26 protein-coding genes are annotated in these 25,920 nt (G+C 32.1%); 23 read left to right on the top strand and 3 right to left on the bottom strand.

Translation table 11 applies throughout. The features are described from left to right. Positions 1-18 precede the first annotated feature (18 nt). Positions 19-1,224, bottom strand: a complete 1,206-nt coding sequence (locus tag KA926_RS05190; protein ID WP_107384804.1) for a putative multidrug effflux MFS transporter TcaB — start codon at positions 1,222-1,224, stop codon at positions 19-21. Between the two features lie 260 nt (positions 1,225-1,484). Here KA926_RS05190 and KA926_RS05185 point away from each other — a divergent pair, with 260 nt between their 5' ends. Both KA926_RS05185 and KA926_RS05180 read left to right on the top strand, forming a co-directional pair. Beyond that, positions 1,485-1,865 carry a GtrA family protein gene (locus tag KA926_RS05185; RefSeq protein WP_107386458.1) on the top strand — a complete coding sequence of 127 codons (381 nt, stop codon included), beginning with the start codon at positions 1,485-1,487 and terminating at the stop codon, positions 1,863-1,865. A 243-nt stretch (positions 1,866-2,108) separates the two neighbouring features. Further along, on the top strand, positions 2,109-2,978 hold the full coding sequence (locus KA926_RS05180; RefSeq protein ID WP_107385373.1) for a cation diffusion facilitator family transporter: 870 nt from the start codon (positions 2,109-2,111) through the stop codon (positions 2,976-2,978). 365 nt (positions 2,979-3,343) lie between these two features. Here KA926_RS05180 and KA926_RS05175 read toward each other — a convergent pair whose 3' ends face one another. Further along, a complete protein-coding gene (locus KA926_RS05175) occupies positions 3,344-3,706 on the bottom strand; it encodes an aggregation-promoting factor C-terminal-like domain-containing protein (RefSeq protein WP_107384366.1) in 363 nt (120 codons plus the stop codon). A gap of 358 nt (positions 3,707-4,064) precedes the next feature. Between KA926_RS05175 and KA926_RS05170 the strand changes: the two genes are divergently transcribed. Further along, on the top strand, positions 4,065-4,751 hold the full coding sequence (locus tag KA926_RS05170; protein ID WP_107384365.1) for a 2,3-diphosphoglycerate-dependent phosphoglycerate mutase: 687 nt from the start codon (positions 4,065-4,067) through the stop codon (positions 4,749-4,751). Between the two features lie 179 nt (positions 4,752-4,930). Here KA926_RS05170 and KA926_RS05165 read toward each other — a convergent pair whose 3' ends face one another. After that, positions 4,931-5,035, bottom strand: coding sequence for a putative metal homeostasis protein (locus tag KA926_RS05165; RefSeq protein WP_017722768.1), 105 nt, complete (start codon positions 5,033-5,035; stop codon positions 4,931-4,933). A 219-nt stretch (positions 5,036-5,254) separates the two neighbouring features. Here KA926_RS05165 and KA926_RS05160 point away from each other — a divergent pair, with 219 nt between their 5' ends. The 20 genes from KA926_RS05160 to narI all read left to right on the top strand — a co-directional run bounded on the left by KA926_RS05160 (position 5,255) and on the right by narI (position 25,906). Beyond that, a complete protein-coding gene (locus KA926_RS05160) occupies positions 5,255-6,703 on the top strand; it encodes an MDR family MFS transporter (RefSeq protein WP_107384364.1) in 1,449 nt (482 codons plus the stop codon). Positions 6,704-6,821: 118 nt separating this feature from the next. Then, positions 6,822-7,151 (top strand): ASCH domain-containing protein, encoded by a 330-nt coding sequence (locus tag KA926_RS05155; RefSeq protein ID WP_107384363.1) that lies wholly within the window; start codon positions 6,822-6,824, stop codon positions 7,149-7,151. A gap of 239 nt (positions 7,152-7,390) precedes the next feature. Then, positions 7,391-7,759: a cystatin-like fold lipoprotein gene (locus KA926_RS05150; RefSeq protein WP_107384362.1), complete on the top strand. Its 369-nt coding sequence runs from the start codon at positions 7,391-7,393 to the stop codon at positions 7,757-7,759. A 29-nt stretch (positions 7,760-7,788) separates the two neighbouring features. After that, on the top strand, positions 7,789-8,397 hold the full coding sequence (locus tag KA926_RS05145) for a DsbA family protein (protein WP_107384361.1): 609 nt from the start codon (positions 7,789-7,791) through the stop codon (positions 8,395-8,397). Between the two features lie 212 nt (positions 8,398-8,609). Further along, complete coding sequence (adcA, locus tag KA926_RS05140) at positions 8,610-10,142, top strand: zinc ABC transporter substrate-binding lipoprotein AdcA (protein WP_210143723.1); 1,533 nt, start codon at positions 8,610-8,612, stop codon at positions 10,140-10,142. Positions 10,143-10,324: 182 nt separating this feature from the next. Continuing rightward, complete coding sequence (locus tag KA926_RS05135) at positions 10,325-10,840, top strand: YceI family protein (protein WP_107384359.1); 516 nt, start codon at positions 10,325-10,327, stop codon at positions 10,838-10,840. A 123-nt stretch (positions 10,841-10,963) separates the two neighbouring features. After that, positions 10,964-11,542 carry a helix-hairpin-helix domain-containing protein gene (locus KA926_RS05130; protein ID WP_213014036.1) on the top strand — a complete coding sequence of 193 codons (579 nt, stop codon included), beginning with the start codon at positions 10,964-10,966 and terminating at the stop codon, positions 11,540-11,542. A 15-nt stretch (positions 11,543-11,557) separates the two neighbouring features. Next, the gene (locus tag KA926_RS05125) at positions 11,558-12,037 is read left to right on the top strand and encodes an SRPBCC family protein (RefSeq protein WP_210143722.1); all 480 of its coding nucleotides are present in this window, start codon (positions 11,558-11,560) and stop codon (positions 12,035-12,037) included. A gap of 70 nt (positions 12,038-12,107) precedes the next feature. After that, the gene (locus KA926_RS05120) at positions 12,108-12,290 is read left to right on the top strand and encodes a hypothetical protein (protein WP_107384356.1); all 183 of its coding nucleotides are present in this window, start codon (positions 12,108-12,110) and stop codon (positions 12,288-12,290) included. Between the two features lie 235 nt (positions 12,291-12,525). Then, positions 12,526-13,347, top strand: coding sequence for a formate/nitrite transporter family protein (locus KA926_RS05115; RefSeq protein ID WP_419110015.1), 822 nt, complete (start codon positions 12,526-12,528; stop codon positions 13,345-13,347). Between the two features lie 176 nt (positions 13,348-13,523). After that, the gene (locus KA926_RS05110; protein WP_107384355.1) at positions 13,524-14,060 is read left to right on the top strand and encodes a GNAT family N-acetyltransferase; all 537 of its coding nucleotides are present in this window, start codon (positions 13,524-13,526) and stop codon (positions 14,058-14,060) included. A 135-nt stretch (positions 14,061-14,195) separates the two neighbouring features. After that, positions 14,196-14,936, top strand: coding sequence for a sirohydrochlorin chelatase (locus tag KA926_RS05105; protein ID WP_210143721.1), 741 nt, complete (start codon positions 14,196-14,198; stop codon positions 14,934-14,936). Further along, positions 14,917-15,381: a precorrin-2 dehydrogenase/sirohydrochlorin ferrochelatase family protein gene (locus KA926_RS05100; protein ID WP_107384353.1), complete on the top strand. Its 465-nt coding sequence runs from the start codon at positions 14,917-14,919 to the stop codon at positions 15,379-15,381. The genes KA926_RS05105 and KA926_RS05100 overlap by 20 nt, the downstream gene beginning before the upstream one ends. Next, positions 15,374-17,779, top strand: coding sequence for a nitrite reductase large subunit NirB (gene nirB / locus KA926_RS05095; protein WP_210143720.1), 2,406 nt, complete (start codon positions 15,374-15,376; stop codon positions 17,777-17,779). Before KA926_RS05100 ends, nirB begins: the two co-directional genes overlap by 8 nt. A gap of 3 nt (positions 17,780-17,782) precedes the next feature. Continuing rightward, positions 17,783-18,097 carry a nitrite reductase small subunit NirD gene (gene nirD, locus KA926_RS05090; protein WP_107384351.1) on the top strand — a complete coding sequence of 105 codons (315 nt, stop codon included), beginning with the start codon at positions 17,783-17,785 and terminating at the stop codon, positions 18,095-18,097. Continuing rightward, on the top strand, positions 18,088-19,029 hold the full coding sequence (gene cobA / locus KA926_RS05085; RefSeq protein ID WP_107384350.1) for a uroporphyrinogen-III C-methyltransferase: 942 nt from the start codon (positions 18,088-18,090) through the stop codon (positions 19,027-19,029). The genes nirD and cobA overlap by 10 nt, the downstream gene beginning before the upstream one ends. 397 nt (positions 19,030-19,426) lie before the next feature. Beyond that, complete coding sequence (locus tag KA926_RS05080) at positions 19,427-23,110, top strand: nitrate reductase subunit alpha (RefSeq protein ID WP_107385704.1); 3,684 nt, start codon at positions 19,427-19,429, stop codon at positions 23,108-23,110. After that, positions 23,100-24,668: a nitrate reductase subunit beta gene (gene narH, locus KA926_RS05075; RefSeq protein ID WP_107384348.1), complete on the top strand. Its 1,569-nt coding sequence runs from the start codon at positions 23,100-23,102 to the stop codon at positions 24,666-24,668. Before KA926_RS05080 ends, narH begins: the two co-directional genes overlap by 11 nt. Next, entirely contained in the window at positions 24,661-25,236 is a 576-nt protein-coding gene (gene narJ / locus KA926_RS05070) for a nitrate reductase molybdenum cofactor assembly chaperone (protein WP_107384347.1), read from the top strand. The genes narH and narJ overlap by 8 nt, the downstream gene beginning before the upstream one ends. Further along, entirely contained in the window at positions 25,229-25,906 is a 678-nt protein-coding gene (gene narI, locus KA926_RS05065; protein WP_107384346.1) for a respiratory nitrate reductase subunit gamma, read from the top strand. Before narJ ends, narI begins: the two co-directional genes overlap by 8 nt. Positions 25,907-25,920 lie beyond the last annotated feature (14 nt).

The following is a 25,920-nucleotide window of genomic DNA, read 5'->3' as shown; positions in this document are numbered from 1 at the left end:
GTATTTTTTAACAGTGATTCATGTTATTCGCTTATTTATAAGAATAGACTTTAACACGATTTCTAACACAATGATTAGTACAGCAGTAATAATCAAAATAATTGTATATGGTAAGATGCTGTATTCACCTTGTAATCCCACTAATGGTGACATGATACCACCAAGTATAAATTGAAATAGACCTAGTAAACTTGAGGCATTGCCACTACCGCCAGTACGAGATTCCATCGCTAATGCAAAACTTAATGGTCCGATACCAGTTACAGGGCATACATTTAAAAAGAATGCGATAACTAATACCCATAATGGTAAATGAAGCATTAATGTCACAATAATTAGCACAACGCCCATTAATTGAATGATTGTTAAAATAATTAGCAAAAAGTATCTATTCATATATGCGACAAGTTTGGCTGTAAGTTGACTCATAATAATAAGACCAATACCGTTAAAGGCAAACAAATAACTAAATTGTTGAGGTGTCATGTCATAAATTTTTTGCGTAATGAACGGTGCCGCAGATGAGAAACTAAATAGCATTACGTAAGTTAAACCTTGTAAAATCATTGGAATAATAAATGCAGGTCTTTTTAATAAATGAGCAAAATCTTTAAAAATAACTTTAAAATTGAGTTTAGCTCGATTTGGTGTATGCGTTTCTTCTAAATAGCGGATTGATAAAAATAAAATAATAACACTTACGATTGTCAAAATTACAAATATTGCTTTCCAATTAGATATCGTTAATGCATAGCCGCCTATGATTGGTGCAATAATGGTAATGATTCCGTTGATTACGAGTAAAGATGCTAGTCCTTTAGCTAACGCTTTACCTTCATGTTGATCTCCCATAGTAGCTTTAGCAATTACTATAGCACCTCCGCCAGTTAAACCTTGAACTAGACGCAAAGTGAGTAATATACTCATGGAAGCAGTGAAAACCGCCAGTAAAGAAGCTAGTGCATAGATTGAAATGATAAATAATGCCACTTTTTTGCGTCCATATGCGTCTGACAAAGGACCGAAAATAAATTGACCAATAGCAAGACCAATCATTGCAAACGATAAAGTAAGCTGTGATTCAGATACAGATGTATTAAAGTCATGTTGCACATTGGGTAATGATGGCACATACATATCTATGGTTAAAGGGCCAAATGTAGTCATGATACCCAACACAATAATGACCATAGTTGGTAGTTGGCGGTTTGAAATCTTGTCCATGTGTGAAACTCCTTTAAAATTCTCTCTAATGTTTAATTATAAACATGTTATCTCGTTTTGTAATTACAAATGAAACTAATATGTTAATTACCATGTATTTTAGAAAAATAGAGCAATTAAATTTAGCTACTTTTAATTATTTATATAATACAAAACATACATATATATGATAAAGTATTATACTAGATATAGCGCATTAATTATATGTTTTTTGATAGTAATCATATAAAATTATATGGGATTTTACTAAGGAGTAAAAAATGAATTTAACTAAAACACACTATGAAGTGATTAAATTTGTGATTGTAGGCGGTATGAATACTTTAAATTATTACATTGTCTATCTTTGTTTATTGAAGTTATTAGAAGTGAATTATTTAGTTAGTCATATCAGTGGATTTATCATTAGTTTTGTCATTTCTTACTATTTAAATTGTTACTTTGTTTATAAAGTGACACCAACTTGGCGTAAATTCTTAAAGTTTCCATTAACTCAAGTTGTCAATATGGGCATGCAAACGTTATTATTGTATATTTTTGTACAATGGTTTGGTATATCAACTGTGATAGCACCTTTTGCAGGGCTTATCATTACAATACCTATAACATTTGTCCTTTCTAAATATATCCTAAGAGATTAGTAAAATTTTTAATAAACCCACATTTTAAATATATTTATTTTATGAGAGCAAGTTTCAGAATCAAAAATATGATTTGATTCAAACTTGGTCTCTTATTTTTGCTCAATTTTATAATTAATATTAGGATTGGCTAAAAAAATAATTAGTTTATTTATATTAAATAATTTTTGAATAAAAATCGTTGTAAATATGTTTGTGATGAGTCATAATAAGTATTCAATCATACTGAAGGTGGAAAGTAAGATGAGTCAAAAAGAAAAATTGGAAACAGCGCAAAAAGGTGCTTTTTTAAGTTTAATCGTCTACATCATATTATCGGTGACTAAATTTATCGTAGGGTATTTATATAATTCTGCAGCTGTAAAAGCAGATAGTTTAAATAATATGACGGATATTATTGTTTCTTTGGCAGTAATTATTGGTTTGAAAATTTCTATTAAACCTGCAGATCAAAACCATCCATATGGACATTTGAAATCTGAAAATATTTCATCATTACTCGTGTCATTCATTATAATGTTTGTTGGTATTCAAGTCATTATAGAGAATGTTCCTGAATTATTCACAAATGAACATCATACCCCTAATATTATAAATATTTATGTCAGTGTCATCAGTGGTTTGATTATGCTAGTTGTATTTTATATTAATCAAAGCATTGCTAATCGTACGAAAAGTAGTTCATTGAACTCCGCAGCTAAAGATAATTTGTCAGATGCGTTAGTGAGTTTAGGTACTGCAATTGGTTTAATTTTTACACAATTTGGATTTCCAGTAATTGATACGATATTAGCCATTATATTAGGCTTACTCATTATATATACTGGTTTTGGTATCTTTAAAGAATCAATTTTTACATTAAGTGACGGTTTTAATGAGCAAGAATTAGAAGCTTATAAAAATTATGTGTTAGAAATTGAAGATGTAATCGAAGTACAAAATATTAAAGGTCGTTACCACGGAAGTAGTGTTTTTGTAGATGTAACGATTGTAGTAAAATCAGATTTATCTTTGGAAGAAGCACATCACATCTGCGACAAAGTAGAACAACATATGCACAGCAAAGGCATTTCTTCAGTTTATGTACATCCTGAACCACAGTCAATACAATAAATGCGATGTCGAGAAAGTATATGATTGTGATTATTATCATGGTTTTTATTTATATTAAACTAATAAACTATCAAATGATAACTTGAATTAAGGTATTTAATGAGTATTGATATACAAATATAATATGTTTCAGTTAAAATTTTATTAACTTATTTTAGAATAAAAAAGTCCGAGACATTTTTGTCTCGGACTTTTAAAATATAAAGCAAGTCAGAAGATGGTTGAAGGGCATATATGTTTTAACTCCTTCAAACCATCTATGTTTAATTTAATAATTTATAGCGAAATAGGTTAGCATCGTTTTTAAAAAGTGATTTCTAGCCTATTTTTTATCATACATTTTGGGTTAATGTATAAAATTAGTCTTACCACCAACCATTTGCAATACGGAATTCGATTGCTGCATCAATTGAGCCATAACGATCTTCAGCGTATTGGATCATACCTTTTGTTTGTTCAGTTACAGATCCAGTACCCCAAGCTTCTTTCGTTTGTCCTAAACCTCTATATCCTAATTCATTTACCGCATCTGGATTTCCACTTGATTCTGGCATTACAATGTTATCCCAAAGCGCTTTTGTACCACCAGCAGCAATAAATTCACTATACACGTCATTGTTTGCTTGAGTAGTTTCTGCAGCATCAGCTGTAGAAGTATTTGAAGTTAAACCAACACCAGCTGTAGCGATTGTTACTGATGCGAATGAAGCTAATAATAATTTTTTCATTTGAAAAATCCTCCTAATAATTGTTTGTTTTAAATAGTTTCAAATTGTATTTGTTAATTAGCATGGATGTTTTTAAAATATTTTTGTTTGTCTATCGTATTGCTCCGTTCATCAACGTTTACAACTATAACATCATTTTTTTATAGGTAGGTTACAGAAAAATAAAAATAAAAAGTCATTTATGAATAAATGAATACAATCATTTCAAAATCAAGTGTAAATTGTTATAATTTTAATGTATGGCATGAGAAATTATAGATAAAGTATTGTCGTAACAGGATTTATATCTGTGTATCACTGTAATATTTTTGTAAAAGTAGTGATAATATCATTTTATTCAATGGAAAGAAGGAATATTATGCCAAAACTAATTTTATGCAGACATGGTCAAAGTGTTTGGAATGCTGAAAATCTATTTACAGGTTGGGCTGATGTAGATTTATCAGAACAGGGAAGAACTGAGGCAGTGACGTCGGGAAAAAAATTAAAAGAACAGGGTATAGAGATAGATATCGTCTTTACATCTTTATTGCAACGCGCCATTAAAACTACGTTTCACTTATTAGATGAATCTCAACAGTTATTTATTCCAGTTATTAAATCTTGGCGCTTAAATGAGCGTCATTATGGTGGATTACAAGGTTTAAACAAAGATAAAGCTAGAGAAAAATTTGGTGAAGAACAAGTACATATATGGAGACGTTCATATGATATAGCACCACCTGCGCAAAGTGATGAACAAAGAAAAGATTACTTAAATGATAGAAAATATGAACATTTAGATAGAAGAGTTATGCCTGAATCAGAAAGTTTGAAAGATACTTTAATTAGGGTGATTCCTTATTGGAACGACCAAATCTCACAACAGTTATTAGATGGAAAAACTGTGCTTGTTTCTGCGCATGGTAATTCATTGCGTGCATTAATTAAGTATATAGAAGATGTATCAGATGAAGATATTGTAGGATATGAAATCAAAACAGGGGCACCTTTAATATATGATTTAACGGATGATTTAAAAGTGATAGATAAATATTACTTATAATACTTTTATAACTGTACAAAAAATGAAATGACGTAGTAAAGTAATAAATAACTTAAATAAAATGATGGCTGATTCTGAAATATATAAATGTATATTTTCAGGAATCAGGCCACATCTTAGAAGTGATATGACAAAACCAAAGATAAAAAACATTTGGTTTTGAAGTATTACTTCTATTTTTATTTATTGCGCTTATGTTGTTGGATAATTTTGCGTGCACGCTTGCGTGTTTTGATATTAGGACTATTTAAATTACGGCGTGCTGTTTGTAAATCTAATTTCATGGTGATGACCTCCTTTATCTATAGATATTATGTAAGAAAAAACTTGGAATGTAAATAGTAATTATTACGATTTGTAACATTTTTTAAATCTTACAAAATAAAAGTTTAAAATATAACTAATATTTTAAGTATTTTTAATGATAAATTAAACTAAAATATGTATAATGCAGAAATGCGACTAAAAAGAGTTGATAAATTATAGAATACAGGAGTACAAAAATGGATCAAAAGACGAAAATTATAATGATTTTGATGATGTTGTGTGGTGGGTTTTTTGGATTATTAAATGAAACCTTATTAACAACAGCATTACCAAGCATAATGAAAGATTTTAAAATAGATTACACACAAGTACAATGGCTTACTACAGCCTTTTTATTGACTAATGGTGTAATTATTCCATTGTCAGCAATGATAATTCAAAGATATTCAACAAGAAAAGTATTTTTAACTGCAATATTTATCTTTTTTATAGGGACTTTAATCGCAGGATTTAGTCCAAACTTTTCTGTTTTATTAAGTGCACGAATTGTTCAAGCACTTGGTTCTGGTATTATGATGCCACTGATGATGACAACAATATTAGATATATTTGAACCTCATGAAAGAGGTAAATATATGGGGACATTTGGTTTGGTTATTGGTTTAGCACCGGCAATTGGACCGACACTATCAGGTTATTTAGTAGAGTATTTAGATTGGCGTTCATTATTCCATGTGGTTGCGCCAATTGCTGCACTTACTTTTATAGGTGCGCTTAAATTCGTCAAGAATGTCGGTACTAATCGAAAGACACGTATTGATATTTTATCAATTATCTTATCCGTGTTCGGTTTTGGTGGTTTGCTTTATGGTACAAGTTCAATTTCCCGTGATGGCTGGAACGATCCAATCGTATTGACTACTGTTATAGGTGGCATTATTTTAGTTGCGGCTTTTATTTTCCGTCAAACACGTTTAGAAAATCCACTCCTTGATTTTTCAGTGTTCAAAGATAGTCAATTTGCTGTAGGTATTATCATAATGGCTTTTACTATGATTTCAATGATTGGTTCTGAAACAGTGTTACCAATGTTTGTACAGAATATTATGAATGACTCAGCACTCCAATCAGGATTAATTTTATTACCTGGAGCTATCGTAATGGGGATTATGTCAGTGATTTCAGGTTTACTCTATGAGAAATATGGCGCTAAAATATTAGCATTTATTGGAATGTTTATTGTAGTTGTAACAACTTCTTATTTTGTAATCATGGATGAACATACCTCACCAGCGATATTAGCAACAGTATATGCCATTCGTATGATTGGTATCGCACTTGGTTTGATGCCATTAATGACACATACAATGAATCAGCTAGCACCGGAAATGAATGCACACGGTTCTTCGATGACAAACACTATACAACAAATATCTGCATCTATTGGTACAGCAGGTTTGATCACAATTATGAGTCAAGTTGCCAAGAATTACACACCAAATATGTCTGATTTTAAAGATATGAGTCAAAAACAAATGACAGCAGAAATTCAGCATCAAGCATTGCTAAGTGGATATCATGGTGCTTTTTGGTTTGCAGTCATCATATCTATTATCAGTTTAGTAAGTGTATTTATGTTGAAAAGCAAAAAACAACTTAAATTAGAGGAAGAAAATGCTAAATAATTAAAATTGAACATCATGTTAAGTCATGCGAAATTTTCTTGTAAAAGATATTAATATTATGATACTTTGATATCAATATAATAATAATGAATGGAGCGTATGTATTATAGAACACTCGATGCATTTAAATAACGAACCTTTTCAATTAATGAAAAACGAAGTAAAGACTATTGAAGTTAGATTGAATGATGAAAAAAGACAAGAAATTAAAAGTGGCGATTATATTGTATTCAAAAATATAAAGACTGAAGAAACATTAAAAGTGCAAGTTAAGGAAATTGTAGTGTTTTCATCGTTTCAGTCACTGATGAATCAATATACTAATGAAGAAATTGGCGCGAAAACAGACGATCAACTTTCTCAAAAATTAGCAGCTATATATCAAATTTATTCACAAACTGATGAACTTAATTACGGTGCATTAGCAATCAAAGTGGCACTAATATGATGAAAATGAAATTAATTGATTTATAGTTAGGATAAAGTTGTAGCATTGATGAAAATTTAATTTGCATACGGTAAATATGACACTTTCGTTAAATTCATTTATTAATGAATTTTTCGGAAGTGTTTTTATATAAATATAAAAATAATGTTATTGTTCTAGTACATCAAAGATTTTCGTTGTAAGATAAGAGTTATGGTTGAATAATATTAGATATGATAAGTAATATTAGGAGTGTAAATATGAAAAAATTAATGATGATGGTGTTCATTTCTATAATCATTATAGCTGGGTGTAGTAGTGGGAAATATGCTGATGAGATTGACAAAGCAGTGAATCAACAGAAAAAACAACAAAAGCTTTTAGCTGATAAGCAAAAGGGTGATGTGGAATCTAAGTTTGATAAAAAGAATGCGAATATCTATGTTTATGACAAAGGAAAATATGTGACTATTGCTTATAAACCATTAAAAGATGATGATGAAGTTCATTTTTATACATATAAAATAACTGATGATAAAGCACATTACTTAAAAAACTTTAATTCAAAATCATATTCACATGCCCATGATGCGGATTATAAAGAAGAAAATATGAACCTAGAAGAATAAAACAAGATAAGAAGGTGTGTTTTTAACAAATGAAGAAACGTTGGATAAGTTTGTTATTAATGGCAGTATTAATTTTTGTTTCCGCTTGTTCGAATGACAATCAAAATGTACATCAAGATGACAAATATGGAAAAGATGGCAAGATTAAAATTATTGAATACGGTGATTTTAAGTGCCCATATTGTAAAAAAGTAGAAGAAAATATTATGCCTAAATTAAAAAAAGAATATATTGATACGAAAAAAGTAGATTATCAGTTTGTTAATATGGCATTTTTAGGAAAGGATTCGATTATAGGTTCAAGGGCAGGTCATGCAGTAAAACAATATGCCCCTAAACAATATTTAAATTTCCAAAAATTAATGTTTAAGCAACAGCCGAAATCAGAGGAAAATTGGATCACCGAACAACTCGTTGATCAACAAATAAACCAATTGGAAATTTCAAATGATAAAAAAGAAAAGATAAAAACAAGCTATAAAACTAAAGAAAGTAAATCGTGGAAAGCAGCCGAACAAGATCATAAACAATATAAAGAAAACCATATTGAAACAGCGCCCACAGTTTTTATAGCAGGAAAAAAAGTAGAAGATCCATATAAATATAAGAATTATAAAAAAATACTTGAAGAAAGTTAACTTTCAAGGCATAGAGACAAAGTATAATATCATAAGCTCGTCACTGAATTTCTGAAAAAAACAGTGACGGGCTTTTTTAGTTAATAAAAAAAAGGATATCTTAACTTCTTAAATCGAAATAATTACGAAAAACCTGAAATAAGTATTGCGTATTTCAAAAAGTACGGTTATAATTTTAAATCGTAATCATTACTATTTGAGGAGGAGTAAGAATGAAAAAATCAATATACATACTGTCATTTGTCATTGTATTAGCGTTAATCGTTATTGGTTGTAGTGCTACAAAGTCAAACGAATCAAAAGGTAACGACAAGATAAAAATTAATACCACTGTATTTCCATTAAAATCGTTTGCCAATCAAATAGGCGGAAAGTATGTTTCAGTTAAATCTATTTATCCTAGTGGTGCAGATTTACATACATATGAACCAACACAAAAAGATATAATGAATGCGAGTAAAGCAGATATGTTCCTGTATACAGGTGACGATTTAGATCCTATTGCTAAAAAAGTGGCAGCAACAATTAAAAAGGATAATAAAAAGTTATCATTAGGAGATGAAATTGATAAAAGCGAATTATTAACTGATCAGCACGACGAAGAACATGAGGAACATGAACATCATCATGGACATCATCACGGAGGTTATGACCCTCATGTATGGTTAGACCCTAAATTTAACCAAGTATTTGCAAAAGAGATTAAAGATAAATTAATAAAGCAAGATCCTAAACACAAATCTTATTATGAAAAGAATTATAAAAAATTGAAAGAAGATTTGATGTCAATAGATCAAAAAATGAAAAACATTACTGAAGATAAGCAAGGCAATACCGTATATATATCACATGAATCTATTGGTTATCTTTCAGAAAGATATGGATTTGTCCAAAAAGGTATACAAAATATGAATGCTGAAGATCCGTCCCAAAAAGCATTAGCAAAAATTGTGAAAGAAATTAATGATTCAGGGGCCAAATTCATTTTGTATGAAGCAAATGTTTCTAATAAAGTCACTGATACGATTCGTAAAGAAACAAAAGCAAAACCGTTGAAGTTTAATAATATGGAGTCGTTATCAAAAGAACAAGCACAAGATAAAACATTGACATATCAATCCCTAATGGAAAAAAATATAAAACATCTTGATATGGCATTAAATGACAATATTAAAACAGATGATGAAAAAACGCATAACAAGTATGAAAAGGCAATCGCTGATGGCTATTTTAAAGATAATCAAGTGAAAGATAGAAAATTAACTGATTATCAAGGACATTGGCAATCAGTTTATCCATTTTTAAAAGATGGTACTTTAGATGACGTCATGAAACACAAAGCAAACGAAGATAATCAAATGACTGAAAAAGAATATAAAGATTATTATCAAAAAGGATATCAGACAAATATTAGTAATATTAATATTACACAGGATACGATTACTTTTAAAAAGGATGACAAAACATTAAAAGGTCAATACAAATACGATGGTAAAGATATCTTGAAATATGAAAAAGGTAATAGAGGCGTCAGATATTCATTTAAATTAGTAGGTGGAAATAAAGAGTTACCAAAATATGTACAATTTAGCGATCATAATATAGCACCTAAAAAAGCAGAACATTTCCATATATTTATGGGAGATAATAAACAAAAAGTATTGAAAGAATTAGATCATTGGCCAACATATTATCCAAAAGATTTAACTAAAGAACAAATAAAAAAAGAAATGTTGGCACATTAAAAGTTGAATCCATGTATTGTTTTAAATGATATAAATATTTTACATCGAAATGAGTAAAATTTTGTTTTACGGGAATATTTTTCATAGAAACACAAATATGAGCTTTTTCATTGATATATAAAATATACCTGATATAATAAATGTATCAATAGAAAGTTACAAATTTGGAGGTATGAATTTTTATGACAAAGTTTAATTTTGATCCAGCACATTCAGTAGTAGAATTTTCAGTTAAACACCTAGTGATTTCAAATATAAGAGGTAGATTTAATGACTTCGAAGCATCACTTGAAGGTGATTTAAATGATTTAAGCACAATTAAAGGTGGATTAACAATCAAAGCAGATTCAATTGACACTCGAGTTGGTGATCGTGATAACCACTTAAGAAGTGCTGATTTCTTAGATGTTGAAAACTATCCTGAAATTAAATTTGATGTAACAAAAGTAGATGGAAAATCAGTTACTGGTAATTTAACAATTAAAGATGTAACAGAAGAAGAAACTTTTGAATTATCATATGAAGGTCAAAGTAAGAACCCATTAAATGGTGCTACAACAGCAGGTTTCATTGCTAATGGTACAATTAACCGTGAAAAATATGGTGTTACGTTTAACCAACCACTTGAAACTGGTGGCGTAATGATTGGTAAGGATATAAACTTCCAAGTAAGCCTTGAATTTGCGTTAGAAGATTAATAATAAAAGCTATAAAAAAGGTCCAAGACATATAATTGTCTTGGGCCTTTTTCTAGTTATATAAAATTTAAAATATTTTTATGTGGGTATATAGTATTAAAAAGGGGGATTACAGTGGCAACAATGTTACCCAAAATAGGTCGTCCAGCAACGAATGCATTAGCATCGATTGGCATAAATTCTTTAGAACAATTATCAAAATATGAACGAACTACGATACTAGATACTCATGGCGTAGGACCTAAAGCGATAGGTATATTAGAGAATGCGTTGACAGAAGCAGGTCTATCATTTAAAAATGAAACAGCTTCAGAATTTCCATTTGAAATGGTTGGAGATTTAGGGTGTGATAATGCGCCCAAACGACGAATCATGTTAGATTTTCTAATAGGATCTGCATTAGCTGATAAAAACAAGTTATCACAAACAGTTGTGTCAAATTTTAAATGGCAAGTGCCCGGTGCTTTTGAATTGAACAGTTTAGATGAATTTTATAATGAAATTGAAGCACATAAAGTAGACATTAAAAGAATAGAAGTGACGCATAATTTAACACATGGAAAGTTTGGTGCAATGCATGGCACTCAGTTAAATAGTGATGGCACAGAAGTTTACTTCGCGGATTTTATTGAGTTTGAAAGCAATCGTAAAAATGCCAAAATTAAAACAGTTACATCTTATGTAATTATGAATGATGAATAAAAAGGAGCGTTTTAAGTGAGAATAGAAGTGAATGAAAACAAAATTATATTTAAAAGAGATTTTGAAGCAACTGTAGAAGAAATATTTAAAGCATATACTGAACAATCTTTATTTGAAAAATGGTTCCACCCTCAAGGCGCAACAACTGAAGTGTTCGAATTTAATATTGTGACTGGAGGTCAAGCGTTTTTTGCAATATATACTGACCAAGGTACGAGTTATACATTAACAAAGTATAATGAAGTAAAAGCACCTTATTTGATTGATTATAACGATTACTTTACTGATAAAGAAGGTAATATTGATAAAAATATGGCAAGTATGCGTAATGTGATTCAATTAGAACAAATAGATGAAGACTCAACGCGTATTATTTCTACTGCGGAACTGCCAGATCCTAAATCAGCACAACAACTACTTGATATGGGTGTAGAAGCGGGTATGAATAGCACATTTGATAATTTAGAAACGCTTTTAAAGAACAAAAAGTCATAGATATGTAAGAATTGAAACACTTGCACACTTTAGCTTTTAGTTATAATAAAAGTGAAGAGAGGTGAGTGTATTGAATAAACGCTATATTAAAGTATTAAGTTTATATACGATAAGTACGCTTGTACCAGCTATGATCTTAAATGAAAAATGTTTGAGTAGCAGTATATTTAAATGGTTATTACGTACTTTAACGGGCTATGGTATTTTTGCATATGGCCTACACATTTTAACAAAATTCAAAAAACAACAGTGAGCAGTGCGCTTAAGCTATCAGAATCGATGTTCAAATAAAAGCGTTAATCCACTATGAACTGCGCCTAAATATTTGGAGTAAAATAAAGACACTTTCGTTGAATTCATTTTAAAAAGAATTTATACGAAAGTGTTTTTTTATGTAAAATAGACGTATAACCTATTAAATTTGAATAAAAAACAATATAATTAATCTATAATTTTGTGATCCAAACATTTTAAAGGGAAGGGTGTCGATGTTGATAGAGAATAATAAAGCCATAAAAGATACATATATGTCAGATGAAACAATTAAAAACATTAATAATCAAGTTCAAATGAAGGATGTCATGTTTAACCAAACACCCGGACGTTATGCATTAAAATCAATCATGTCTGGATTTTTATTAGCCATTGTGACTGTTTTTATGCTTGCAATAAAAACACAATTTGTTGGTGCAAATGAAGGACTAATTAACTTATTAGGTGCCATTTCATTCAGTTTGGCCTTGGTATTGATCGTATTGACACATTCAGAATTATTAACGAGTAATTTTATGTATTTGACAGTTGGATGGTACTATAAGCTAATTGGCATGAATAAGGCTTTGATCATCATGTTAGTATGTTTCTTTTTTAATATTATTGGAGGATTTATTTTATTTGGTTTAATGAAATTTACTCCTATAATGACAACGGAAATGGTGACCAGTTTAACAACGCTTGTAAATGGTAAGACCATAGATTCGACATGGTATGCAGTATTAGTAAAAGCCATTTTCTGTAATTTTTTTATAAACATTGGTATTTACGTATCAATTCAATTTAAAGATAGTTTATCTAAAGCTTTTTTCATTGCATGTGGTGTTATTGTCTTTGTATTTATGGGCTATGAACACGTAGTATTTAATGCAGGTTTATATGCTGGTATGGTCTTTTATAATTTTGATGCTGTCGTGTGGGTGCATGTATTAAAAAATATTGTCTTTGCTTTTATAGGTAACTATATTGGTGGAGGTATATTTGTAGGATTAGTTTATGCTTATTTAAACGGCAAACGTGATAGTTTGCGAAACTAATATTAAGATAAAGTAAAAGACAATTCGGTTTCTACTATGAAATCAAATTGTCTTTTATTTTTATATATAAAACAAAAAAATTGACTCATTTATCAAGAAACCATATTGTATTACTGTAAATAATCTTTTAAATTTAATCAAATAATGCTATAAAAGATACGCTGAGGAGTGACAAAATGTCTGATTATAATATTAGAATCGCTGAAATAGATGATGCTGAAGCATTGCAAAAATTAATGTATGAAGCCTTTACACCTTTAAGAGAATTAGGTATTGATTGGCCATCCGTCAACGCTAGTGTTGAAATGGTCGAAAAGAATTTACAAACTGGTACGACTTTTGTCTTGGAAAATAACGCAGAAATCATTTCGACAATAACTGTACGTTATCCATGGGAGACGCAACGACGCATTTCTATTTACCCATTTGTATGGTGGTTTGCTACGAAACCATCATATGATGGACAAGGATTGGGTGGCAAGTTATTAAAATATGTTGAAGAAACATATCTTAGAGACACACTTAAGGTACCTGCCGTTACGCTAGGTACATCTGCGCGTAAGCATCCATGGCTATTAGATATATACAAAAGAAGGGGTTATGAAGTATACGCAGAACATGAAAGTAACGATGGTGATTTAGGTGTTATTATGAGAAAAGTATTAATTCCAGAACGTTTTGATGAAGAAGTATTAGGACAACCACCATTTTAGTTGATTATATATAAAATAGGGAATTCCTTTAGGTTATATCTAAGGGAATTCCCTATTTTTATAGTTTTATGTGAAAATATTCACAAAAACTAATGGAAATATATTACAATGCAAGGGTAAAGGGAGGGCGTCATTATGGGAAAAAATGTTCTCGTTGTACATGGTATGAGACGAGGTGTTCAGAATAAAGCTTTGAAATATTTTATATCTCAACTTTTTAAAAATAGTAATATCAACTATCAAATCGCATTTTTAGAAAGTGATACGAACGATTTCTATAACGTGATTTCGACTTTAGTAAAGCAAGGTAAATTTGAATTTAATATTGTACCGTTATTATTATTTTCAGCAAAACATTATTTAAAAGATATCCCAGAAATCTTACAGCATATTAAAGAAATGTTTCCACATATGAGATACCGTATTACACCACCACTAAGTACGCATCCTCATTTAATTAACATTATTGACGAAAAAATTAATGCGGCAATGTTCAATAGACCATCAATAAATAAAGTGATTTTTATTGCACATGGTAGTGAAAACTATGAACAACCTATTGTTCAACTTAAGCAACTAATTCAGCAATGTAATATTGTAAATAAATCAATTGATATGTTGACGCTATATGGTGAATATAATTATCAAAAAATATTGCCTAAGATATTAGAAGAAACACAGAACATATTGATTGTTCCTATCTTTTTATATGATGGTTATTTAGTTAATAAAATGAAAAGTAAAATTTCAAAAATGCGTATGGCGAATCATATTGAATATACTGAATCATTAAATTTTCATCCAATATTAGAAATGATAATCAAGGATCAAATTACACAATTGGAGGTGTATCGCAATGTATCCAGTCCAACTTAATTTAGCGAATAAACATCTTGTAATTATAGGTGGAGGTAAGGTTGCCTATCGAAAATTCCAACAGTTAAAGACTGAATCAATAGCTTCATTAACTATCGTAAGTCAGACATTTTTGCCAGAGTTTTTTCAAGCCAAACAATCAAATTTGAAATTAATAACAAAATGTTATGACCGAAATGATATTGAAAAGGCAGATATTATTATTATTGCTACGAATGACCCACATGTTAATAACCAAATAAAAAAGGATTCACGACCAACACAGCTTGTTAATCACACAGGAGATAAAACACAATCAGATTTTTATAATATGCCTGAAATTCAATATAAAAATATAAATATTTTATTCAGGTCAGATGGCAATGATTATAACAAAGTTAAAAAAATATCTCATGCAGTGGAAAATTTTTTGATAGAGGTATATAAGGAGGATTATCATGTCTAAAAAAAGGTTAGTTATGATTGGAAATGGAATGGCAGGTCTACGAACGATAGAAGAAATATTAGAAAGAGATACTGAACGTTATGAATTTACGATTATCGGTAAGGAACCTTATCCTAATTACAATAGAATTATGCTTTCGAATATTTTACAGAAAAAAATGACTGTTGATGAAACGATTATGAATAGTTATGAATGGTATGAGTCATATGGTATTAAGCTTATTGTAAATGATCCTGTCGTATCAGTGAATCGTGAGAACAATGAAATTGTAACAGAAAAAGGAAAGCATCTTAACTATGATATTTGTATTTTTGCAACAGGTTCAAGTGCATTTGTGTTACCAATACCGGGAGCTCAATTTAATAGTGTAATAGGTTGGAGAACAATAGAAGATACTGAACGCATGATTGAGATTGCACAGACTAAAAAACATGCCATCGTTATAGGTGGTGGATTATTAGGTTTAGAATGTGCACGTGGACTGATGGATCAAGGTATGGACGTAACTGTAATTCACCTTGCAAAATGGTTGATGGAAATGCAGTTAGATAAAAAAGCTGGTGAATTGCTTAAAGCAGATTTAGAAAAACAAGGTATGCACTTTAGGATGCAAGCACGTACTGAAGAAATCTTAGGTGAACAAGATGTAACAGGCATCAAATTGTCAGACGGTTCGATTTTAAAAGCAGACTTAGTGGTTATGGCTGTAGGTATTCGTCCATACACGCAAGTGGCACAAGCATCTGGACTTGAAGTCAATAAGGGGATCGTTGTAAATGATTTTATGCAGACAAGTGATAAGCATGTTTATGCAGTAGGAGAATGTGCTGAACATAAAGGGAAAACTTATGGGTTAGTAGCACCATTGTATGAACAAGGCAAAGTACTTGCAGATTATTTAACTGATAATCCTACTGAAGGATACCAAGGTTCTACTACATTTACGTCATTAAAAGTTTCGGGATGCGATTTATATAGTGCTGGTCTGATACATGAGAGTGATGAAGTAAAAGGTGTCGCAATCTTTGATAGCATGCATAAACATTATAAAAAAGTATTTCTTAAAGAAGGTCATATCGTTGGTGCGGTGTTATATGGGGATATAGAAGAAGGTTCTAGATTTTTTAATATGATGAAGAAAAAAGAAACCATACAAGACTACACGATCGCATCATTGCTGCACAAAGGTGGAGAATCAAGTAGTTTTGATGTCGCAGAAATGGCTGATGACGAAACTATTTGTGGCTGTAATGGTGTAAATAAAGGCACTATTGTTGAAGCGATAAAGCAAAATGGTTTAACGCGTATTGACGAAGTGACACAACTAACAAAAGCTGGTAATTCTTGTGGGAAATGTAAGGGACAAATAGGGCAAATCCTTGAACATACACTGGGTGATGATTTTATTGCAGCTAAACCTACAGGCATATGTGCATGTACAGATTTAACACGAGATCAAATTGTAACTCAAATTAGAGCGAAATCACTTAAAACTTCTAAAGAAGTTCGTCATGTTCTAAACTTTAAGGATAAAAATGGTTGTCCTAAATGTCGTCCTGCCATTAATTATTATCTTAATATGATTTATCCGTTCGAACATATTGATGAAATTGAATCAAGATTTGCGAATGAACGTTATCATGCTAATATCCAAAATGATGGCACCTTCTCTGTCATTCCTCAAATGAGAGGTGGCGTAACTGATGCAGAGCAACTTATAAAACTAGGTGAAGTAGCTAAAAAATATAACGTACCCCTAGTCAAAGTGACTGGTTCACAACGTATTGGATTTTATGGCATTGAGAAAGAATTATTGCCACAAATCTGGTCAGAATTGGGTATGCGTTCAGCATCAGCATATGGTAAAAAGACTCGATCCGTGAAGAGTTGTGTTGGTAAAGCTTTTTGTAGATTTGGAACACAAAATACGACAAGATTAGGAATCCGTTTAGAAGAAACATTTGAATATATTGATACACCACACAAGTTTAAGATGGGAGTTTCAGGATGTCCTAGAAGCTGTGTCGAATCAGGTGTTAAAGATTTTGGTGTTATTGGAGTAGAAAATGGATATCAAATTTTTATTGGTGGTAACGGCGGTACAGAAGTTACAATTGGACAATATTTAACAACTGTAGAAACTGAAGCGGAAGTATTAAAACTTTGTGGCGCATTGATGCAATATTATAGAGAAACAGGTAACTATGCAGAACGTACTGCACCATGGTTAAATCGATTAGGATTTGAACATGTGAGTAGTATTTTGTTTGATAAAGCAAAACAAGATGTACTTTATGCACGAATTTTAGAAGCTAAATGCGCAGTGGAAAAAGAGCCATGGTCTGAGATTGTAAATAGTAAAAAAGAACAAAAAATATTTGAAGTGGAGAAGGTGTAAAATATGAGCGCTAAAAATAGGATTAAAGTAACGTCAATAGACACACTTACACCATTAGTCGGTAAAAAAATTAAATTACACAATAAAGAAATTGGTATTTTTTTAACGGAAGAAGGTAGTATTCATGCCATTCAAAATCGATGTCCTCACAAAGATGGTCCACTTTCAGAAGGGACAATGAGTGGTGATTATGTTTTTTGTCCATTACATGATCAAAAAATAGACTTGAATAGTGGTTTAGTACAAGCGCCAGATGAAGGTTGCGTTGAGGTGTTCAGAACAGAGGTACAGGATGGGGATGTGTATGTATGGGTTTGAATAAGGTTGGAAAAGTATACCTTATCGGTGCGGGTCCCGGCAATCCGGAATTATTAACGAGAAAAGCTGAACGTTTAATTCGAAAAGCAGATGTTATATTATATGATCGCCTTGTGAATCCATTTATCATTCAGATGGTTAGTCCAGGTGTAGAAATAATTGATGTTGGAAAAAAACCTTACCATAAACATATTCAACAAGAGGAAATCAATAAATTGCTTGTTGATGCAGCTTATTCACATCACTGCGTTGTACGGTTGAAGGGCGGAGATCCAGCTATTTTTGGAAGAACACATGAAGAAGTCTCAGCGCTAAATAAACAGAACATTGAGTGCGAAATCGTACCAGGTATTACTTCTGCTAGTGCAGCTGTTGCAAGCATGAAACAAGGGCTTACCGCTCGTCAGATTGCTACACATGTTACTTATACGACAGGACATTTTTGTAAAATGCATACTGATAAAGTAGAATTGGACAAATTATTATCAGGAGGCACATTAGCCATTTATATGGGTATTAGAAATTTAAAAACGATTATGCATGAAATATATCAACAAACCAAGAAAGATTATCCAGTTGTAGTGATATATAATGTATCTACTTATAAAGAGAAATTAATCCAAGGTACAGTAACAACGATTGACCAATTGATTGAAACACAAAGTTGTTCGTTTATGCCAGGTGTCGTTTTGGTAGGAGATTTAATGGCTGAATTACCTTGTGTTACTAGTTTAAGTCAGTCTCAAACTAAAAGCTATTTGATTACTGGTGAACATCAATCAGCTTTAGAAAAGGCATTATCGCTCTATAGTGAAGGTCATTTTTGTTTGATTGATGTTATAGATACATCTATTTATCATAAAACACAGATTGAATTTATGAACGATATTAAAGAACAATATTTATTTGATGAACATATTAAATTAATGTAATAATTTAATTTGCTGTACTAGAAAGTTTTTTCTTAATATGATTCAGAATCATTGATATCTTGACTATATAATGAGACTCGAACCATAATTTTAAGCAGCACGCCAATACCTTTAAAATTTTAATATTTTTATAAATAAAGGAACTAATCCGTTAAATATTTTTAATGGATTAGTTCTTTTTTGTATTAACAAAAATCTACCATAAACTGTGGCATATTACATATTTAAAATGAATTTTAGAAATAATTAGGGCTTTTTGATATTCAATTAGGTAAATCCCTAATATATAGAAAGGTTTAATAAACGTACAATTTAAGTAAGAAATGAAAAGTAATTACGACAAAGATGTTCATAGAATATATTTCTTATTTGTAATGATGTTGAGAGGATGTATAAAATGAAGAAATTTGGTATGAAATTTTTTAAACCAACTGAAAAATTCAATGGTAATTGGTCAGTGCTTGAAAGTAAAAGTAGAGAATGGGAAAAGATGTATCGCGAACGTTGGAGTCATGACAAAGTAGTGAGAACAACACATGGTGTTAACTGTACAGGGTCTTGTTCATGGAAAGTGTTTGTTAAAAATGGAGTGATTACTTGGGAAAATCAACAAATTGATTATCCAAGTTGTGGCCCAGATATGCCTGAATTTGAGCCGAGAGGTTGTCCGCGTGGTGCGTCATTTTCTTGGTATGAATACAGTCCCTTGAGAATTCGATATCCATATATTCGTGGTAAGTTATGGGAACTATGGATAGATGCATTAGAAAAGCATGATGACAATACTGTTGCAGCATGGGCATCTATAGTAGAAGACGAAGAAAAAGCTAAGATATACAAACAGGCTCGAGGAAAGGGTGGGCTTGTAAGAACGAACTGGAAAGATGTTTCCAAACTAATTTCGGCTCAAATTATATATACGATTAAAAAATTTGGTCCTGATAGAATAGCAGGATTCACACCAATTCCTGCTATGTCTATGCTGAGTTATGCTTCTGGTGCCCGTTTCATTAGCTTATTGGGAGGAGAAATGCTCAGTTTCTATGATTGGTACGCAGATTTACCACCAGCATCTCCGCAGATTTGGGGAGAACAAACAGACGTACCAGAATCAAGTGATTGGTATAATGCTTCATACATTATGATGTGGGGATCTAACGTGCCATTAACTAGAACACCAGATGCTCATTTTATGACAGAAGTACGTTATAAAGGTACGAAAGTCATTTCTGTTGCGCCTGATTATGCAGAAAATGTAAAGTTTGCAGATCATTGGTTGGCACCACATCCTGGGACAGATGCAGCAGTTGCGCAAGCAATGACACATGTGATTTTGCAAGAATATTATGTGAATCAGCCTAACGCTTATTTTATCAACTATTCTAAACAATATACAGATATGCCATTCATTATTATGTTAGATGAGGATGCTAATGGTTTGAAAGCAGGTCGCTTTTTAAGAGCAGAAGATTTAGGGGTAGATACACCAAATGGTGACTGGAAACCTGTTATTTTCGATAAAATACAACAACATTTAACCGTCCCTAATGGGACAATGGGTCAACGCTGGGAAGAAGGTAAACAATGGAATCTTAAACTAGAAGATGAACAAGGATTTAAAGTTGATCCAGCGCTAAGCCTTGCAGAAGATGAATATGAAATCAAACAAATTCAATTTCCTTATTTCAATAATGAAGGGAATGGCGTTTTTGAAAGACCTATTGCTGCTAAGAAAATTGAATTAGCTAACGGTGAACAAAAATATGTTGCGACTGTGTATGATTTGATGACGAGTCAATATGGTATACGACGTTTTGAACATAAATTAGAAGCACAAGGATACAACGATGCGTCCTCGTATTATACACCTGCTTGGCAAGAAAAAGTGACAAGTGTGAATGCCAATGTGGTGGTACAAGTTGCCAGAGAATTTGCACAGAATGCTATCGATACACAAGGTAAATCAATGATTATTATGGGTGCAGGCATAAATCATTGGTTTAACTCAGATACGATATATCGCGCTATTTTGAATCTTGTATTACTCTGCGGATGCCAAGGTGTTAATGGTGGCGGTTGGGCGCACTACGTAGGTCAAGAGAAATGTAGACCAATTGAAGGATGGAATACCATAGCTTTTGCTAAAGATTGGCAAGGACCACCACGCTTACAAAATGGTACAAGCTGGTTTTATTTTGCTACGGATCAATGGAAATATGAAGAATCAAACGTAGATAGTATTAAGTCACCTTTAGCAGAAAATATCAAGCATCAACATCCTGCAGATTATAACGTATTAGCAGCCAAATTAGGTTGGCTACCATCTTATCCACAATTTGATAAAAATAGTTTGTTATTTGGAGAAGAAGCAAAAGATGATGGCGCATTTAATAACGATGAAATTTTAAAACGAGCAATAGCATCTGTAAAATCAAGAGAAACTAAATTTGCAATTGAAGACCCAGACGCTAAGGAAAATCATCCAAAAACTTTGTTTTTATGGCGCTCTAATTTAATTTCAAGCTCAGCAAAAGGGCAAGAATATTTTATGAAACATTTACTAGGTGCTAAATCTGGTTTGATGGCCGAAGCAAATGAAGATACAAAACCAGAAGAAATCAAATGGAGAGATGATACAGAAGGCAAACTAGATTTACTCGTATCATTGGATTTCAGAATGACTTCTACTCCGTTATATTCGGATATTATCTTGCCTGCAGCAACTTGGTATGAAAAACACGATTTATCTTCGACAGATATGCATCCTTTTGTACATCCGTTTAATCCAGCCATTGATCCTTTATGGGAGTCTCGTTCAGATTGGGATATCTTTAAAACATTAAGTAAAACCTTATCCGAAACTGCTAAAACACACTTAAACGGCCTCTATAAAGATATTGTAACTACACCGCTAGCACATGATACTTCACAAGAAATCTCTAATGTGAATGGTCAAGTGAAAGATTGGACTAAAAATGAAATAGAGGCAATTCCCGGAAAGACTATGCCAGGATTTGCTGTGGTTGATAGGGATTATACAAAAATCTACGACAAGTTTGTTACGGTAGGACCTTTATTAGAAAAAGCTGAGATAGGTGCACATGGTGTGAGCTATACTGTGGCAGAGCAATATGAAGAACTTAAAAGCATGGTAGGTACGTGGCATGATGAAGATGAACATTCAATTAGAAATGAGCTTCCTAGAATAGATACCGCAAGACGTGCTGCAGATGTCGTATTAAATCTATCTTCAGCTACAAATGGTAAATTATCACAAAAATCTTATGCAGATTTGGAACGACAAACAGGAATGAAACTTAAAGATATTTCTAGTGAACGTGCATCTGAAAAAATAACATTTTTAAATATTACCGCACAACCGAGGGAAGTTATTCCAACAGCTGTTTTTCCTGGTTCTAATAAAAATGGTCAAAGGTATTCTCCGTTTACTACGAATATAGAACGTTTAGTGCCTTTTAGAACACTAACTGGGAGACAAAGTTATTATATTGATCATGAAATTTTTCAGCAATTTGGTGAAAATCTACCCGTTTATAAGCCGACTTTACCGCCGATGGTTTTTGGTTCACGTGATAAGAAAGTGCAGTTAGACGAAAGTACGCTTGTCTTACGGTACTTAACGCCACACGGTAAATGGAATATTCACTCTACTTATCAAGATAATCAACATATGTTGACATTATTCAGAGGTGGTCCGACGGTATGGATTTCATCTGAGGATGCAGCAGCACATGATATTCAAGATAATGAATGGCTAGAAGTTTATAATCGTAATGGTGTAGTTACAGCTAGAGCTGTAGTATCACATCGTATGCCTAGGGGAACGATGTTTATGTATCATGCTCAGGATAAGCACATTGAGACACCTGGGTCTCAACTGACAGACACACGTGGTGGTTCTCATAATGCACCTACACGCATTCATTTGAAACCAACACAACTTGTTGGAGGTTATGGTCAGATCAGTTATCACTTTAATTATTATGGACCAATAGGAAATCAAAGAGATGTTTATGTCGCAGTGAGAAAACTGAAGGAGGTTGACTGGCTTGAAGATTAAAGCACAAGTTGCAATGGTATTGAATTTAGATAAATGTATAGGATGTCATACGTGCAGTGTGACTTGTAAAAGTACCTGGACAAACCGTCCAGGTGCAGAATATATGTGGTTTAATAATGTTGAAACAAAACCAGGCATTGGTTATCCAAAAAGATGGGAGGACCAAGAACATTACAAAGGTGGCTGGTTTTTAAACAAAAAAGGTAAATTAGAACTAAAGTCTGGTAGTAAATGGTCAAAAATTGCTCTTGGTAAAATTTTCTATAATCCAGATATGCCTGTAATTAAAGATTATTATGAACCATGGACATATAATTATGAACACTTAACTCAGGCTAAAGCAGGAAATCATTTACCAGTAGCAAAAGCACATTCCATTATTTCTGGTGATAAATTAGATTTAAAGTGGGGGCCAAATTGGGAAGATGATTTGGCAGGTGGTCATGTTACAGGGCCTGAAGACCCAAATATTCAACGTATTGAAGAGGACATTAAGTTTAAATTCGATCAAACTTTTATGATGTATTTACCAAGATTATGTGAGCATTGTTTGAATCCAAGCTGTGTTGCCTCATGTCCCTCAGGAGCGATGTATAAACGCGACGAAGATGGCATTGTGTTAGTTGACCAAGAAGCGTGTAGAGGTTGGAGGTACTGCATGACAGGTTGTCCATACAAAAAAGTATACTTTAATTGGAAGACAAATAAAGCAGAGAAATGTACTTTTTGTTTCCCAAGAATTGAAGCGGGATTACCGACAGTATGTTCTGAAACATGTACTGGACGTATGAGATATTTGGGTGTTCTGTTATATGACGCGGATAGAGTTGAAGAAGCTGCTACAGCCGAAAACGAACAAGATTTATATGAAAAACAGTTAGATTTATTTTTAAATCCATATGATGAAAGTGTCATTGAACAAGCACAAAAAGATGGTGTATCTATGGAATGGATAGAAGCAGCTCAAAATTCACCTATATATAAATTAGCCATTGAATATAAACTTGCATTTCCGTTACATCCAGAATATCGTACAATGCCTATGGTATGGTATTGCCCACCTTTGAGTCCAATCATGAGTTATTTCGAAGGTAAAACCGCTATAGATGCTAATAGAAATCCAGATATGATATTCCCTGCAATAGAAGAAATGCGTTTGCCAATACAGTATTTAGCTAGCTTATTTACTGCTGGAAAGACAGAACCGGTCAAAGCAGCATTGCAAAAAATGGCTATGATGCGAAGCTATATGAGGGCTCAAGTGACAAATAAACCTTTTGATGAAGATAAATTAGCGAGATTGAGTCTGACTGAACGTCAAACAAAAGATATGTATCGTTTATTAGCAATTGCAAAACATGAAGACAGATTTGTAATTCCAACTTCGCATAAGGAAGCGTATATGGATACGTATCGTGCACAAGGTAGTCAAGGCTACGGTGGAGAGTATTTTGGTGCAAATTGTGAAGGATGTGGGGTTCCAGTAGGAACGACTTCTGAAAAGTCAGGGCAAGCAATATACAATGATAATTTCTATGGAGGGATATTCCGTGATTAACATAGAACAGTTTAAATCATTTCAAGAAACACTGGGATATTTTGCGCAACAATTGGAATTTCCAAAAAAGATGACTTTGCATTCTAATATTTTTGAAAGCATCATTCATAATCAACACCCAGCTTATAAGGATCTTATGACATATCGTCAGCAGGTACATGAGTATACATTTTTAGAATTTCAACAATTATATTCTAATACATTTGATTTTAATAAAAATGCCCCCTTGTATATGACTTATAACAAATTTGATACACAAAAAGAACGAGGACAATTATTAGCGAAATTGAAAGTTTTATATGAAATGTTTGGACTTAAAATGGCAGACAATGAACTATCTGATTTTTTACCATTGATGCTAGAGTTTTTATATGTTGCACAATGGCAAAATGATCCAAGAGCAAAAGGAAACATTGAATTTGTCATCATGATTATTGAAGACGGTACTTATGCTATGGCAAATCATTTAGCAGAACGAAATAGTCCTTATTATTATTTAATTAAAGCGTTAAGAGAGACATTAAAAGTATGTATTGAGCCAACAAATGAGGTGAAAGCGAATGTTTAACCAATTTTTATGGGTCATATTCCCTTATTTATGTGTTGCAATATTTTTCCTAGGACATATTGCAAGATTTAAATTCGATAAATTTTCATGGACTGCAAAATCAAGTGAATTCATAGAGAAAAAAAGATTACAATGGGGAAGTTTAATGTTTCACCTGGGAATTATTCCAGTAGCAATGGGACATTTTGTTGGTTTAGTCATACCTGCTTCTTGGTTACGAACGTTAGGTGTTAATGACCACTTATATCACATTGGTGCAGTGTATATTGGTAGCATATTTGGTATAATAACATTGATAGGTATGCTGTTGTTAACCACACGACGCATTACACAGAAAAACATTAGAAAACTAAGCTCAGCCTCAGATATTATTGTGAATTTTTTATTGTTAATCATTGTTTGCATGGGTTGTTATGCGACTTTAGTGACCAATGCAGTTACACCAGATTTTGATTATCGGACATCAATATCTATTTGGTTTAGAGATTTATTTGTCTTTTCACCTGACGCAACATTAATGGCTAATGTACCTATAACATTTAAAATTCACGTGTTGTTAGGCTTTACCATTATGGCATTGTGGCCATTTACGCGACTGGTTCACGTGTGGAGCGTACCGTTAACATATGTGAGTAGAAGTTATATCATTTATCGTAAACATAAGGTGTGAAAGGAGGTCATGCA

Source organism: Staphylococcus sp. GDY8P94P (assembly GCF_017892255.1).
GTDB lineage: Bacteria > Bacillota > Bacilli > Staphylococcales > Staphylococcaceae > Staphylococcus > Staphylococcus cohnii.
The sequence above is the reverse complement of the archived record's forward strand: the minus strand, read 5'-3'. Positions and strand labels throughout refer to the sequence as shown.